This is a genomic window from Streptomyces racemochromogenes, from assembly GCF_044129415.1.
Taxonomy (GTDB): domain Bacteria; phylum Actinomycetota; class Actinomycetes; order Streptomycetales; family Streptomycetaceae; genus Streptomyces; species Streptomyces racemochromogenes_A.
In genome coordinates this window covers 34,266-47,807 of sequence record NZ_JBBDHD010000052.1, presented here as the reverse complement: position 1 = coordinate 47,807, position 13,542 = coordinate 34,266, and the positions used below count along the sequence as shown (strand labels likewise).

The window sequence follows — 13,542 nt, the reverse complement described above, 5'->3', positions numbered from 1 at the left end:
CCCGCCCCCCCCCGGCGGGGTCGCAGCCGCCCCGCCCCGGGGGCGCGCGGCCCCCCGGCCCCCCCCCCCGCCCCCCGGGGGGGGGGGGCGCGGCCCGCCCCCCCCCCCGGCGGATCACCGGGTCTGCGTGGAGAGGCTCACGCCGCTGAAGTCCTGTGCGGCGGCGAGGCTGAAGTAGACCCAGCCGGACGGCGGGTTGTCGATCGTCAGGGTCTCGCCGTTGCCGGCGCCGGTGGACTTCGCCTGGTGGCTGCCGGTGGTGGCCCAGCTGCCGCCGCCGTAGTACAGGTCGGCGTTGCCGGTGCCGCCGCTGCTGGTGATGGTCAGTTGCCTGACCCCGGCCGGCAGGTACACGAAGTGGTAGCTGTAGTTCCCGGCGGTGGCCGCGAGGCCCTCCCGGCGGCAGTTCGGGTCGAACTGGCGCGGGTCGGCGGCGGTGCAGAGCGGGGTGGACGGGGCGTCCGGCAGCGGGCCGCAGCCGTCGGTCGCGCAGGTGGTCGTGAGCCAGGTGGCGAAGCCGGCGTCGTAGCGGGTGCCGATGGTCTGCTTCAGGAAGGCGCGGGCGCCGTTCCAGTCGCCCGCGCGGTACTTGCCGAGCACGGTCTCCATGTCGTCGCGGTGGGCCTGGAGCATGTACCGGACGGCGAGGAAGCCCCAGCGGTAGACCCGGTCGGAGGTGACGGCGGGGTCCTCGTCCTGGCCGTAGACGGTGTCGAACAGTTCGCTCAGCCTGTACGTCTTCCTGCCGGCCTCGGCGATCGCGTCGGTGTTGCGCTCGCCCCGGTAGCCGTAGGAGATGTTCTCGGCGATGCCCTCGACCCACCAGACGGTCGGGGTGGTCATGCCGGCCTCGAAGTCGCCCGCCATGTCGAAGCGGCCGTCGAGGTAGTGGGTGTACTCGTGGTTCAGGTTCCAGATCTGGAAGGAGGGCCGCAGCCAGTCGGCCTCGTGGGCGATGAAGCGGGCCTGGTTGCCGGCGGCGGCCGGGTCGCCCTCCTCGTACATGCCGCCGTTGTCGACGTCGATGTCGTAGATGGCCCAGGCGTACAGCGCGTACTGGCCGTGGTCGTCGAAGACGACGACCTCCAGGGCGGTGTTCAGGTCGCCGGGGAGCGCGCCCTTGTCGCCGATGATCCGGTGGAAGTACGCGTCCTCGTTGACCAGGCTGGTGCAGGTGCTCTCCAACTGGCCGGGGGACATGTCCTGGGCGCGGATCTTCAGGCCCGGGGTGCACGTGTGCTGGATCGGCAGGACCGCCGGCAGGATGCGGGCGCCCAGGTCGCAGAGGGCGTAGGCCGCGCAGTTGCCCTTGTCGTACTGGCGCGTGTACCAGCCGAGGTTCATGGTGATCGGACCGGTGGGGCCGGTGTTCGGGTAGCGGTTGATCAGGTCCTTCAGCAGTGGCCGGACCCGGTCCTTGAGCTCGGGGACGTCGAGGGCGTAGCCGAGGTAGCGGCCGACGTTGCTGACCACGTCCAGGCGGTTGAGCTGCGCGCCGTTGCGGGTGATGAAGCCGGCCCAGGTGTCGAGGAGGGACGGGTCCGCCTTCAGGGCGGCCCGCCAGCCGCGGTCGTCGTTCTTGGCCTTGAAGCCGTTCTGCACGACCCACTCGACGTGCTGCATGGCCAGGTCCATCCGGGCGGGCCAGGTGCCGTCGTAGCGGCCGAGCATCCACTTGACCACGCCGGCGTACCGGCCGGCCGTGTGGGTGCTGTCGATCAGGGTGACGGCCTCGTTGAAGATCTCGCCGTTGGCGTCGGTGACGTCCTTGCTGTGCGGGGAGGCGAAGAAGGCGTCCAGCGCCCCGCGGGCCGCGCCGTCCAGGGCCGTGCCGTAGTCGCCGACGACGTCGGCGTGGTTGTCCTGGACGTAGTAGCCGGCGCGCAGGAACAGCACGAGCTGACCGATGGCGGCGCTGTTGTCGCCCGTGTAGCCGGCGGAGGCGTCGCGCAGGGCGTTGGCGACGGTCACCATCTGGGGTTCGCGGAAGGCCTTGCGCGCGTCCTCCCCGGTGAGTTCGAACAGCGGGTAGGTACAGGTGATCGCGGGGAGCGCGGTGAGCTGCCGGACCAGCGCGGAGCCCGTGGCGTCGATCACGCCGGAGAGGTCCCCGCACGCGTCCCCGGCGGCGGCCGCCGCCGAGGACTGCCCCTTGCCCGTCCGGGCGACGGAAGCGGCGGCGGGGGCCGGGCCGGACTCCTCGGGGCTGTCCTGCGAGGAGATCCGCAAGCGGCTGCCGTCCCGCACCGCGTCGGGCGAGAGGGGCACCGGGATCGACCGCGGCGCCGACGCCGCGGGTCCCGCGGGACGCCGGCCGGCCGGAGCCGGGGCGCCGGCGGAGGCGGCCTGGCTCGGTGGTGCGAACAGGCCGAGCGCGAGGAAGACGGCCGCGCCGAGGGCGGGCAGTCGGCGCGCGCCGGCCTTCGATATCCGGGAGGGATGCATCGGTGGGGGCCTCCGGGGCCGTGGACCGCGTGCGGGGAAACACGCGGTGTTGACATGTGACATGTAAAATTGCACATGTCGCACCACTCCGGAAGTCTTCGCGCCGGACTATTTCGGCCACTCGGGTCGACGGAGTCGGGCGGCCCTCACCCGGACCGGGCGCCCCCCGGGTCGCCCAGGCGGACGGCCAGCGCGGCGATGTCGTCGTCGAGGGCCCCTCTGCTGTACCGCAGGAGGTCGTGGTGCAGGGCGGTGAGCAGGTCGCGGGGCGGCATCGGGGGCTGTCGGCGCATCCAGGCCGTGAGCGGGAAGAATTCCCCGTCGCGGGCCCGGGTCTCGGCGATCCCGTCGGTGTAGAGGAGCAGCAGGTCGCCGGGGGAGAAGGCGAAGGTGTCGACGGTGTAGTGGTCCCCGATCAGCGCCGCGAGGCTGAGCAGCGGTGAGGGGGAGGCGGGTTCGAGGACGCGGAGTCCGCCGCTGCCGAGCAGCAGGGGCGGGGGGTGCCCGCAGTTGAGGATGTCGATGCGCCGCCCGTCGTGCGGGATCTCGGCGAGGAGCGCCGTCGCGAACCGCTCCATCGGCTCGTTCGACGGGAAGGCCGCGTTGTAGCGGGTGCTGCTGGCGTCCAGCCGGCGCGCCACGTCCACCAGGTCGCGTTCGCCGTACGCCGCCTCGCGGAACGCGTTGACGATCGCCGCGGCGGACCCCACCGCGGGCAGGCCCTTGCCCCGCACGTCACCGATGAGCAGCCTGACCCCGAACGGCGTGTCGACGACCTCGTAGAAGTCCCCGCCGATGCGGGCCTCCGCCGCGGCCGCGAGGTACAGGGACTCGATCTCGACGTGCCGGAAGCGGCGGGGCAGCGGGCTCAGCACCACCTGCTGCGCCGCCTCGGCGACGAGCCGCACCTGGAAGAGGGTGCGCTCCCGCTGGAGCCGGAGGTGGCTGCCGTACGCGGCGGCCACGGTGACCGCGATGATCCCCGCGGCCGTCCACCACGTGCCCAGGTCCGGGAAGACCAGGCTGAGGCCGATCATCAGGCCGAGGCAGACCGTGCCGAGCAGGATGGTGGGGAGGACCGGCCACATCGCGGCGGCCAGGGCCGGCGCCGCCGGCAGGAGGCGGCTGAAGGCCATCTCCGGCGGAGTCGCGTAGGCCAGGGTGGCGATCACGGCGGTCAGGATGACCGGCGACAGCCGCACCAGGCTCCCCCGACCATAGCTCCGGCGGAGCCGCGGCCGTCCAGACTCGATCACATCCCACAGAATATCCGGGCAAGAGGGACATAGCTCCCTGGCGGGCGGCCCCGCCCAAGGCTATGGAACAGGTTCAGTGCGGCTCGCGGGGGCACCCGGGCCGCCGGACCGGCGGCCCGGCGCGCCACGGCCTCCGTCGCCCCGGTGGGCTGGAGGAATTCCGGCCGTTTTCCCGAGCGGGGCATGGAGGAGGCAAATGCGGCGCGCGCGCCGGGATGAATTCCAGGCCCGTGATCATCGGATCATCCCGCGACTACCTGGTTCGAGTGAAGGGGATCGGCGATCTCCTTTACCGGTCCGTGACCGCTGCTACTAATTTCCCTGCGCCCGGATCCGGGCCGCAATACCCCAATTTTCCAGGCCGCGCGCCCGGCGCTCCGGCCTGCCTCGGGAATGGAATCACCATGATGCGCACCGCCGTCCGCAACACGCTCGCTCTCGCCGCGCTCGCGCTGACCGCCGCCCTCCTGCCGGCCGGCCAGGCCGGGGCGGCGGGCACCGCCCAGCAGACCGCGCGGGTCCCCGGCCGGTACTGTCTCGCCAACGCCTGGGGGACCCCGAACATCTCCACCAAGCCGTGCGACCCCGCCGACCAGGGCCAGCACTGGACCGTCGCGGGCCACCAGATCTCCCTGACCAACGCGCGCGCCTACTGCCTGGCGAACACCTGGGGCGCCACGACGGTCTCGGTGAAGCCGTGCAACGCCAACGACCAGGGGCAGTACTGGAACGTCTCGGGCCAGCAGATCGCCCTCACCTTCGCCCCGGCCTACTGCTTCGCCGACGCCTGGGGCACCCCGAACGTCTCCACGAAGCCGTGCGACAACGCCGACCAGGGCCAGCACTGGGTGGTCTTCAACGACCAGATCAGCCTGGCGCTCGTCTGATCCCCCGTCCCGACGTGCCCGGAGCGGCCGCGACCGCCCCGGGCACGGCACCGGCTCAGGCCCCGGCGCGGGGTACCCGGAGTTTCGCCCAGGACGTGGGACCGGGCGTTCCGTCGGCGTCGGCCCCCTCGTAGCCGAGCCTGCGCTGCCAGGCCTGGTAGGAGGCGACGTCGCCCGAACCCCAGACGTCGGCGTCGGCCGTGCTCCGGTAGCGGTCGCAGCCGACGGCGACCAGCCGGTCGTGCATGGCGGCGATGACCGGGCTGCGCCGGCCGGCCGTGAAGAAGCCGGCACCCGGGAACGGCTCGAAGGCGGACGCGGGCGGTGTCCATCGCCAGGAGACCACGGCCGGGCCGCCGCGGGGGTCGTGGGGATCGGCGGTGGGCGGGCACAGCCCGTCCGGGAAGCGGGGGGCGAAGTAGCCGGTGACGTAGCTGCTGCGGCGGGGGTTGGAGTGCGACCAGACGCCGTTGCCCTGGCCGTGGTCGGCCGATCCGGCCTGGATGCTGTTGCCGCCCTTGGTGTACAGGGTGTCGGCGTCGAAGCCGGTGACGATCTCGGTGTGGGCGCCGTCGCCGAAATCCACCCAGGCGCCGACGGAGGGGTACTCGGACCACTGGTCGCGCGCCCGGGCCCACTCCGCGAAGGCGCTCACGTTGTCGACCTTGGGGACGATCGCGTCGAGTCCGGTGTCGTGGTACATGCACCAGTCGAAGATCACGCACCAGGGGACGCCGTTCTCGCCGAACTCCTCCCCCCAGCGTGTGTAGTTGTCCCAGCCGTCGCGGCTGTTCCAGCCTTCGTAGACCTGCTCGGGGACGGACATGAGGTGGTCGGTGAGCTGCCGCCACCGGGGTGTGCTCATGGGGTGCCTCCAGGCGTGACGGTGCCGCGCGTTTCCGGAGCCGTCAATTCCCGTGGAGGCTTCCCAGCTCAGGGCGGCCCGATGCCGCCCTGAGCTGGAGAAACGATTCGGCTGGCCGTGCTCAGGCCGCCCGGTGCCCGCCCGCGGCCAGGGCGGCCTTGACCGCCTGTGCCACGCGGGCCGCGTCCTCGGGACGGTTCACCACGTCCGTGTGGTTCATGTCGATGACGAGGACCTCACTGGCCGAATAGTGCTGGTGGACCCAGTCGTCGTAGCCGGACCACAGCGTCCGGTAGTACTCCACGAGGCTCTCGTCCTGCTCGAAGTCGCGGCCCCGCAGTCCGATGCGGTGCAGCACCGTCTCGAAGTCCGCCTTCAGGTAGACCATGAGGTCGGGCGCCTTGCGGTACGGCAGGCCGTCGATCTCGCGCATCATCTCGTCCAGCAGTCCCTCGTACACCTGCATCTCAAGGGAGCTGATCCGGCCCAGGTCGTGGTTGACCTTGGCGAAGTACCAGTCCTCGTAGATGGACCGGTCGAGGACGTTGTCCCCCTTCTTGTACGCCTGCTTGATCGAGGCGAACCGCGTCTGCAGGAAGTAGAGCTGGAGCAGGAAGGGGTAGCGCTTCGCCTGGATCTCCTCGGGGCTCGCCGTGTAGAAGAGCGGCAGGATCGGATTGTCTTCCACGCTCTCGTAGAAGACCTCGCTGCCCAGCTCCTTGGCGATCAGCTCGGCCACGGTCGTCTTGCCGATGCCGATCATGCCTCCGACGCAGATCACTGGCATACCTCACTTCTCCCTGGGGGTCTTTTCTTCGCGGGGCGGCCCGGATGGGCGCCCCGGGCCGGGACGCCCGTCGGCGGCCGCTCGTTTCCCCAGGATCTTCATGATCGGTGCCATGTGGTCCCCGCCGGGACCAAGGCCCCGACGCAGGTCGCTCTCCTCGACCTGCCGGACTGACCGTTCCGCAGTTGCCGTATTCAGCGACGAGCCACCGCCCCGTGGCCGCTCAGAAGCATAAGTCATGGTCCGCCCGGGTGGCGGCGCGTACGCCGGATGGCGGCGGGGCCGGCGGTACGGGTGGCGGTCCGGCGGGCCCGGCCCGAGGCTCGTGGACGGGGGAGACGACGAGGGAAGGGCGGTCGTCCATGCCGCAGGCCGACGAGGAGGGCCTCGACGTGCGCCCGGCCGGTGCCGCGGGCCCGTGCCGCACCGGAGCCGGGCGCCTGAGGACCGTGGTCGCCCGCACCGGCCTCGTTCCCGCGTTCCTGGTCCTCACGGTGATGATGGTGGCCCTGTGGCTCACGGGCATGCCGTTCCTGCAGGCCCTGACGGTTTCCACCGGGGTGAAGATCGCGCTGGTCCTCCTCGAACTCCGCCGCTCGGCGCGGCCGGAGTCCCGGGCGTGAGCGGTACACCGGTCCCCGGGCCGTGTCGACCGCCGGATGTCGTACGGATGTTCTAGGGTCGGTGTCATGAGTACGCAGCTCCCGGCCCTTGAGCCGCTCCTGTCGCAGATCGCCCGTCAGGACGCCGTGTGGCAGGCCGAGAAGGACCTGAAGGCGCTCGGCTCCGCAGGGGTCGACGGCCTGGTGGAGATACGGCGCGGCGGCCCGGGTGCGCTGCGCCGCCACGCCCTGCACGCGCTGGCGATGCTCGGCGCGGGGGACGCGCTGGACGACCGCGACCGGCGGGCGCTGGAGCGCCTCGTCCGGATCAAGCTGCTGGACGACCGGCCGCTGGACGAGCACCTTCCGTTCATCTGGTTCGCGGTGCCGGCGGCCACGTACGAGGGCGTCTTCGAGGCCCTGGGACTGCACGACCGCATTCCCGCGACCATGGCCATGGGCATGTCGGCGATGTACCACGACACGGCGGTGACGACCGGGCCGGACGGCGAGGAACGGACGGTCCACCGGATCTTCGTCACGCCGGAGTTCGCCGGGTGGCGGATGCTCTTCGGCGGACTGGTCTTCAAGGACGCGGAGGAGACGCTGGCCCGGATCAGCGCGCACTGCGGTCAGGCCCACTTCTACTTCCGCGACGCCTACGACGACGAGCACGGCTGGGCGATCGCCGAACGGGGCCGGGTGGTCCGCTCCTTCCACACCTACCGCGAGCCGGCGTGGACGGGCGACCCGATGCCGTGGGAGGCCCCCCAGACGGAGGACGAGCACGGGGGGCCGGGCCCGTACGAGCCGAACGCCTCGTGCGAGACCAACGCCAACGAGGTGGCGCGCGCCCTGACCGTCGACCCGGAGCAGATCGACGAGGACACCCCCATGACCGGTCACGGCTGGCTGGCCGTCACCGCCCCCGGCGTCGGCCACGGCCCGTTCCCCGGCGCCCTCGCCATCTGAGGGCACGGTACGGCCCGCTCCGCCGGGGGGTGCCCCCGGCGGAGCGGGCCGCGGGCGTCAGCCCTCGATGCGGTGCTGGGTCCAGAACGAGGTCAGGTCGGTGGCCGACGCCGCCTGGGCGGCGGCCTTGAACTCGGCCGTCGTGGAGACGCCGTACCAGTGCGCGGCGGCGTAGTCCTTGAGCAGCTTGGCCATCGCGCTGTCGCCGAGCTGGCGCCGCAGGTCGTGCAGGGCGCACTTGCCGTAGCCGTACACCACGGTCGAGTACCGGGAGGAGTTCGCGTCCCAGTAGGCCATCGAGTTGGTGATCTTCTCGCCGGAGGACGCCCACGAGACGCTGTTCCAGCAGTTCGTGCCCGTCTTGCCCAGGGCCAGGTCGGTGGCGTAGTCGGTGAACGCCTCGTCCAGCCAGGGGCTCGTGTACTCGTCGTCGCCGACGATGCCGTAGAACCACTGGTGGCCGATCTCGTGCGTGAGCGCCGTGGTGCTCACGAGGTCGAGGACGAAGCCGGGGTACTCCATGCCGCCGAACCAGTAGTTGTTGTCGATGACCGCGTCCAGCTCGCCGTACGGGTACGCGCCGAACCGCGCCGCGTGGGCGTCGACCGCGTTCTTCGCGGTGGTCAGCATCGACTGCGCGTCGCTCGCACTGATGCCGGACACGGAGTAGATGTTGATCGGCGTGCCGGCGGCCGAGGTCCCGGAGATCTTGGCGAACGGGCCGGCGCCCCAGGCGAAGTCGCGCACCTTGGAGGCGGTGGCCCTGGTGACCGTGCGGCCGCTGGTGCCGGGGGTGTCGGCCGAGGTGCCGGTGGCCGGTACCAGCAGGCCGCTGGGGTGGTCCAGGGTCACGTTGAAGTCGGAGGCGAGGGAGTAGAACGACTCGCCGTTGTTGGTGTACGGGTCCAGGTGCCAGCCCGCGCCGTCGCGGACGGCGAGCACCGGCAGGGCGTTGCCGATGTTGCTGAACGCGCCGTCGTGGCCGAAGCGGTCCGCGCCGCTGGGCACGGTGATCGACAGGTCGAAGCCGATCGTGGCGCTCTGGCCCTGGGTGAGCGGGGCCGGCAGGTCGATCTTCAGGGCGGTGCAGGCGACCGAGAGGGCGCCGGCGGTGCCGCCGGTGACGTGGGTGACGGCGATCGGCATGGCCTGGCAGGTGCCGTGGTAGTTGTCCCAGAGCCTCAGGTACACCTCGCTCAGCGGGGTGGCGGAGGCGTTGGTGAACGACGCGGTCTCGTGGCCGGTCCACACGAAGCCGTTGGCGTCGCTGCTGAGGTCCACGGTGTACGAGGGTGCGGCCGGGGTGCGGGTGGAGTCCGTCGGCGGGACCGTGCCGCCGGAGGTGTCGAGGGCGACGTCGTCGAGGACGAAGCTGGTCTGGAGGCTGGAGTCCTCGGAACCGGTGAACGCGACCGTCACGGTCTGGCCGGCGAAGGCCGAGACGTCGAGGGACTTCTGGACGTAGCCCGTGTTCTTGTCGAGGTTCGAGTACGTCGCGAGCGTCGTACTGCCGATCTTCGCGGTCAGGGTGTCGTACTTGACCGACGTGGTGCGCTCGGCGGTGTCGATGTGCAGCCAGAAGGTGAGGGTGGCCGTGCTGCATCCGGAGGGGATCGTGACGCTCTGGGAGAGCGTGTCGGTGTGCGTGCCGCCGACGCCGTCCAGCCAGGCGAACCAGCTGCCGCCGTGGGCGCTCTGGCCGGTGCGGTTGGTGATCAGTCCGGACTGCGACGCGGTCCAGGGTGAACTGCCGTTCTCGAAGCCGCCGTTGGCGATGACCTGCGCGGGGGTGCAGGCGGCCGGCGCCGTGGCGGCGTGCGACCGGGCGGCGGTGTGCGACGGGGCGGCGGTGGCCGGCGCCGCGGGGAGCAGGGCGGCCGCGGCCAGCGCGGCGACGGTGCTCAGGATCGCGGCGAAGGCCTTGTGGGGGGTGGCTTTCACACGTAACTCCTTCTCGGCGGCCGGGATTCCGGCCTGCTGGTGAGACGTGCCTGTCCCCCGGTTCGGGGGACACCGACAGGCAGCCTCGCAGCGTTGACCGGAACATGCCATCCAGTGCGGGTAAAGGCGGGGTCTGTGAAATCTGCCATTCAAGATCTTGCCGTTTGTACACCCCCATGCCAGATTCGGCGCAGCACGTCCTGGGTCAACGGCGCGGCGCCGCGTGCCGGTGCCGCCACAACTGCGGGAAGAGGCCACCACCATGCCGGAACGACACGCCCCCGGGGACCGCCTCGCGGTCGAAAGACGGACCATCGAGGCGGTCCCGGACTCCGAGCGGCACGGTACGCCGCGCAGTCAGTTCACCCTCTGGTTCGGCGCCAACATGCAGATCACGGCCATCGTCGACGGCGCCCTGTCGGTCGTCTTCGGCGCCGACGCCCTGTGGGCGATACCCGCGCTGCTCCTCGGCAACCTGCTCGGCGGCATCGTCATGGCCCTGCACTCCGCCCAGGGCCCCCGGCTCGGCGTACCGCAGATGATCTCCAGCCGGGCGCAGTTCGGGGTGTTCGGCGCGGTACTGCCGTTGCTGCTGGTGATCCTCATGTACCTCGGCTTCGCCGCCACCGGCAGCGTACTGGCCGGCCAGGCGATGTCCGCGATGCTGCACGTCGGCACGAGCGCCGGGATCCTCGTCTTCGGGGCCCTGACCGCCGTCGTCGCCGTGACCGGCTACCGCCTGATCCACGTCGCGGGCCGCATCGCGACGGTCGTCGGCGCGCTCGGCCTCGGCTACCTGATGGTGCGGCTGTTCACGCAGTACGACGTCGGCGCGCACGTCGGCGGCAAGGGGTTCGACGCGGCGACCTTCCTGCTCGCCGTGGGGCTCGGAGCCGGATGGCAGCTCACCTTCGGCCCCTACGTCGCCGACTGCTCGCGCTACCTGCCCCGCGAGACCAGCACCCGTGCGACGTTCTGGTCGACCTTCGCCGGCTCCGTCATCGGATCCCAGTGGGCCATGACGCTGGGCGCGCTCACGGCGGCCGTCGCGGGCAAGGCCTTCCTGCCCGACCAGGTGGGCTTCCTCGGCGATCTGGCGGGCCCGGCGTTCCTCGCGTTCCTCGTGTACCTGGTGATCGTGGTCGGCAAGCTGACCGTCAACTGCCTCAACGCCTACGGCGGGTTCATGTCGATCCTGACCACCGTCACCGCCTTCGACCGCCGCTCGCGCGTCACGCCCGCCACGCGCGCCGCCTACATCGTCGGCTTCATCGCGGTGTCCATGGTCATCGCGCTGGCCGCCAGCGACGACTTCCTGAACAACTTCAAGAACTTCGTGCTGCTGCTCCTGGCCGTCTTCACACCGTGGAGCGCGATCAATCTGGTCGACTACTACCTGATCTCCCGCGAACGCGTGGACATCCCGGCCCTCTACGATCCGGACGGCCGCTACGGACGCTGGAACGCCGCGGCGCTGGGCTCCTACCTCATCGGCATCGCGGTCCAGGTCCCGTTCCTGGCCACCAAGCTGTACACGGGCGCGCTCACGAGGAAGCTGGACGGCGCGGACATCTCGTGGATCGTCGGCCTGCTGGCCACCTCGGCCCTGTACTGGCTCTGGGCCCGCCGCTCCGCCAACCCGCCCGACGAGACCGTCCACCCGGCCCTGCCCGAGCCCGCCGGGGTGCCGGCGCCCCCGGCCGCCTGACCGGCCGACGTCCCGATTTTCCCCGCATGGCTACCGTGGGGGGCGTGACGTCGAGCGAAGCGGAGTACCTGGACTGCCTGCGGGGTGAACGGCGCGCCTACGCGTGGGTGATGGAGCGGTACGGCGGGATGCCTCCGCAGGAGGCCGCCGAAGCCGCCGTGCGGTGCTACCCGTACGAGCCGGCGGACGACCCGTACCGCTGGCTGGTCTTCCACGAGGAGGCCTGGCACTGGGCCATGCAGGCCGTCCACGGCCACGACTACGTGGTGGAGCAGCCCGAACTGGTCCACCCCCCGGCCGACTACCGGGCCCTCGACTGATCCGCACCCGGTCTCCCGCCCTTGCGTCACTCTATCGAAATTCGATAGATTTCCATCGTGACTCGATGGAGGGATGGGCTGTGGGAAAGCTGACCGTAGGTGCGTTGCGTGCCGTTCTCGCGGTGGTGCTCGCCGGTACCGCCGGTGTCCAGGTGCTGATGGTGTGGGCGTTGTTCACCGACCCCGAGGACGGGGCCCTCCCGCTGACGCCACTGCGCGTGATCACCGTGCTGGGCATGGTGGCGGCCCAGGTCGCCCTGGTCTGCGTGTGGCGGCTGGTGGCGATGGTGCGCCGGGGGACCGTGTTCTCCCATGCCGCCTTCCGGTACGTGGACGGCGTGATCGGCGCGATCGTGGCGGCGTCCCTCCTGTGGTTCGCGGTCACGGTCCTCAACGCGCCGGGCCAGCGCGAGGATCCCGGCGTCACCGTCATCATGGGTGGCATCGGCCTGGCCATCCTGGGGGTCGCGCTCATCGTGCTGGTGCTGCGGATGCTGCTCGCCCAGGCCGTCGCGCGCGATGTCGAGGCGACGCGGATGCAGGCCGAGCTGGACGAGGTGATCTGATGCCGATCGCCGTCGACATCGACGTGATGCTGGCCCGGAGGAAGATGTCCGTGGGCGAACTCGCCGACCGCGTGGGGATCACGCCCGCCAATCTGGCGGTGCTCAAGAACGGCCGCGCCAAGGCGGTGCGCTTCGCGACCCTGGCCGCGCTCTGCGAGGTGCTCGAATGCCAGCCGGGCGACCTGCTCCGCTGGGAGGCGGGCGAGGCCCCGGAGGGGTGAACGGCGCGGAGCCCCTCGGCTGCGCCCGCCGGGCCGTCACGCCCTCCGGGTCCGCTCCCGGCGGAAATCGGTTGGCTCCCGCGCCGCATCCATGATCGGATGACCCGGCTATGGGAACTGTGGTGGCGGTGCGCCGGTATCCGGTGAAGTCCATGCTCGGCGAGGCGCTGACGAGCGTCCCGGTCACGGCGGAAGGCCTGGCCGGCGACCGGGCGTTCGCCGTCCTGGACGGGGCGGGCGCGGTCGGCAGCGCCAAGCACCCGCGCAAGTGGGGCGCCCTGCTGCACTGCCGGAGCCGGTCGGCCGGCCCGGGAGCGGTCCGGGTCGAGCTGCCCGGCGGCGCCGTGCTGCCGGCCGGGTCCGAGGAACTGGACGCGCGGCTGTCCACCCTGCTCGGCCGGGCGGTGACGGTATCGGCCGAACCCCCGGAGCACGGGCTCCTGGAACGCGCCGTCCCCGCCTACGAGGGCGGCCTCCCCGACGTCCTGCGCGACCGGGCGTCCGTGGACGCGACGGGGGAGGAGATCACCTCGGGACGGGTCGCCGCCGGGACCTTCCTCGACTTCGGCCGGGTCCACCTCGTCACCACCAACAGCCTCCACCGGCTCCGGCAGGCCCACCCCGCCGGGGACTTCGACCCGCGGCGCTTCCGGCCGAACCTGGTCGTCGGCCTCCCCGGCGGCCCGGGGTTCCCCGAGGACGCCTGGCAGGGCGGCACCACGCTGCGGATCGGCCCGGTCCTGTTCCGGGTCACCGTGCCCACCCCCCGCTGCGCCGTCCCGAACCTGGGCCACGGCGAACTGCCCCCGGACCCCGCAACCATGCGCACCGTGGCCCGCGAGCACCGCGTGCCGGTGCTCGACCTCGGCCGGCTGTCGTGCGTCGGCGTGTACCTGGAGGTACTGGAACCGGGAACGGTCCGGACCGGCGACGAGGTGACCGTCCACTCCGCCCCGTCCGGCGCCTGACGGG

Annotated in this window: 13 protein-coding genes; 8 read left to right on the top strand and 5 right to left on the bottom strand. The window is 71.7% G+C overall.

What is annotated here, in order from left to right:
• Window positions 1-114: 114 nt before the first annotated feature.
• Window positions 115-2,445, bottom strand: a complete 2,331-nt coding sequence (locus WDV06_RS20290) for a M9 family metallopeptidase (protein ID WP_395511195.1) — start codon at window positions 2,443-2,445, stop codon at window positions 115-117.
• 146 nt (window positions 2,446-2,591) lie between these two features.
• On the bottom strand, window positions 2,592-3,701 hold the full coding sequence (locus tag WDV06_RS20285) for a PP2C family protein-serine/threonine phosphatase (RefSeq protein ID WP_395511194.1): 1,110 nt from the start codon (window positions 3,699-3,701) through the stop codon (window positions 2,592-2,594).
• 404 nt (window positions 3,702-4,105) lie between these two features.
• On the opposite strand from WDV06_RS20285, the gene WDV06_RS20280 reads away from it, so the two are divergent.
• On the top strand, window positions 4,106-4,588 hold the full coding sequence (locus WDV06_RS20280; RefSeq protein WP_395511193.1) for a ricin-type beta-trefoil lectin domain protein: 483 nt from the start codon (window positions 4,106-4,108) through the stop codon (window positions 4,586-4,588).
• Window positions 4,589-4,643: 55 nt separating this feature from the next.
• Here the strand turns inward: WDV06_RS20280 and WDV06_RS20275 are convergent, their stop codons facing one another.
• Window positions 4,644-5,453 carry a peptidoglycan-binding protein gene (locus WDV06_RS20275; RefSeq protein ID WP_395511192.1) on the bottom strand — a complete coding sequence of 270 codons (810 nt, stop codon included), beginning with the start codon at window positions 5,451-5,453 and terminating at the stop codon, window positions 4,644-4,646.
• Window positions 5,454-5,574: 121 nt separating this feature from the next.
• Window positions 5,575-6,240: a deoxynucleoside kinase gene (locus WDV06_RS20270; protein ID WP_395511191.1), complete on the bottom strand. Its 666-nt coding sequence runs from the start codon at window positions 6,238-6,240 to the stop codon at window positions 5,575-5,577.
• A gap of 362 nt (window positions 6,241-6,602) precedes the next feature.
• Between WDV06_RS20270 and WDV06_RS20265 the strand changes: the two genes are divergently transcribed.
• Both WDV06_RS20265 and WDV06_RS20260 read left to right on the top strand, forming a co-directional pair.
• The gene (locus WDV06_RS20265; protein WP_395511190.1) at window positions 6,603-6,863 is read left to right on the top strand and encodes a hypothetical protein; all 261 of its coding nucleotides are present in this window, start codon (window positions 6,603-6,605) and stop codon (window positions 6,861-6,863) included.
• A gap of 66 nt (window positions 6,864-6,929) precedes the next feature.
• Window positions 6,930-7,814: a hypothetical protein gene (locus WDV06_RS20260; RefSeq protein WP_395511189.1), complete on the top strand. Its 885-nt coding sequence runs from the start codon at window positions 6,930-6,932 to the stop codon at window positions 7,812-7,814.
• Between the two features lie 57 nt (window positions 7,815-7,871).
• On the opposite strand, the gene WDV06_RS20255 is transcribed toward WDV06_RS20260, so the two are convergent.
• Window positions 7,872-9,755: a M1 family aminopeptidase gene (locus WDV06_RS20255; RefSeq protein WP_395511188.1), complete on the bottom strand. Its 1,884-nt coding sequence runs from the start codon at window positions 9,753-9,755 to the stop codon at window positions 7,872-7,874.
• A gap of 262 nt (window positions 9,756-10,017) precedes the next feature.
• Here WDV06_RS20255 and WDV06_RS20250 point away from each other — a divergent pair, with 262 nt between their 5' ends.
• From WDV06_RS20250 to WDV06_RS20230, 5 genes are all read left to right on the top strand, one after another.
• Complete coding sequence (locus WDV06_RS20250) at window positions 10,018-11,463, top strand: purine-cytosine permease family protein (protein WP_395511187.1); 1,446 nt, start codon at window positions 10,018-10,020, stop codon at window positions 11,461-11,463.
• A gap of 44 nt (window positions 11,464-11,507) precedes the next feature.
• On the top strand, window positions 11,508-11,783 hold the full coding sequence (locus WDV06_RS20245) for a hypothetical protein (RefSeq protein WP_395511186.1): 276 nt from the start codon (window positions 11,508-11,510) through the stop codon (window positions 11,781-11,783).
• Window positions 11,784-11,863: 80 nt separating this feature from the next.
• Entirely contained in the window at window positions 11,864-12,349 is a 486-nt protein-coding gene (locus WDV06_RS20240; protein WP_395511185.1) for a DUF2975 domain-containing protein, read from the top strand.
• A complete protein-coding gene (locus WDV06_RS20235; protein ID WP_395511184.1) occupies window positions 12,349-12,570 on the top strand; it encodes a helix-turn-helix domain-containing protein in 222 nt (73 codons plus the stop codon). Before WDV06_RS20240 ends, WDV06_RS20235 begins: the two co-directional genes overlap by 1 nt.
• Window positions 12,571-12,680: 110 nt before the next feature.
• Window positions 12,681-13,538 (top strand): MOSC domain-containing protein, encoded by an 858-nt coding sequence (locus WDV06_RS20230; protein ID WP_395511183.1) that lies wholly within the window; start codon window positions 12,681-12,683, stop codon window positions 13,536-13,538.
• The last annotated feature ends 4 nt before the right edge of the window (window positions 13,539-13,542 follow it).

Bases quoted from the DNA above. Each gene is read 5' to 3' on its own strand.
- WDV06_RS20290 (WP_395511195.1), bottom strand. From the start codon at position 2,445: ATGCATCCCTCCCGGATATCGAAGGCCGGCGCGCGCCGACTGCCCGCC.
- WDV06_RS20280 (WP_395511193.1), top strand. From the start codon at position 4,106: ATGATGCGCACCGCCGTCCGCAACACGCTCGCTCTCGCCGCGCTCGCG.
- WDV06_RS20275 (WP_395511192.1), bottom strand. From the start codon at position 5,453: ATGAGCACACCCCGGTGGCGGCAGCTCACCGACCACCTCATGTCCGTC.
- WDV06_RS20270 (WP_395511191.1), bottom strand. From the start codon at position 6,240: ATGCCAGTGATCTGCGTCGGAGGCATGATCGGCATCGGCAAGACGACC.
- WDV06_RS20265 (WP_395511190.1), top strand. From the start codon at position 6,603: ATGCCGCAGGCCGACGAGGAGGGCCTCGACGTGCGCCCGGCCGGTGCC.
- WDV06_RS20260 (WP_395511189.1), top strand. From the start codon at position 6,930: ATGAGTACGCAGCTCCCGGCCCTTGAGCCGCTCCTGTCGCAGATCGCC.
- WDV06_RS20250 (WP_395511187.1), top strand. From the start codon at position 10,018: ATGCCGGAACGACACGCCCCCGGGGACCGCCTCGCGGTCGAAAGACGG.
- WDV06_RS20235 (WP_395511184.1), top strand. From the start codon at position 12,349: ATGCCGATCGCCGTCGACATCGACGTGATGCTGGCCCGGAGGAAGATG.
- WDV06_RS20230 (WP_395511183.1), top strand. From the start codon at position 12,681: ATGGGAACTGTGGTGGCGGTGCGCCGGTATCCGGTGAAGTCCATGCTC.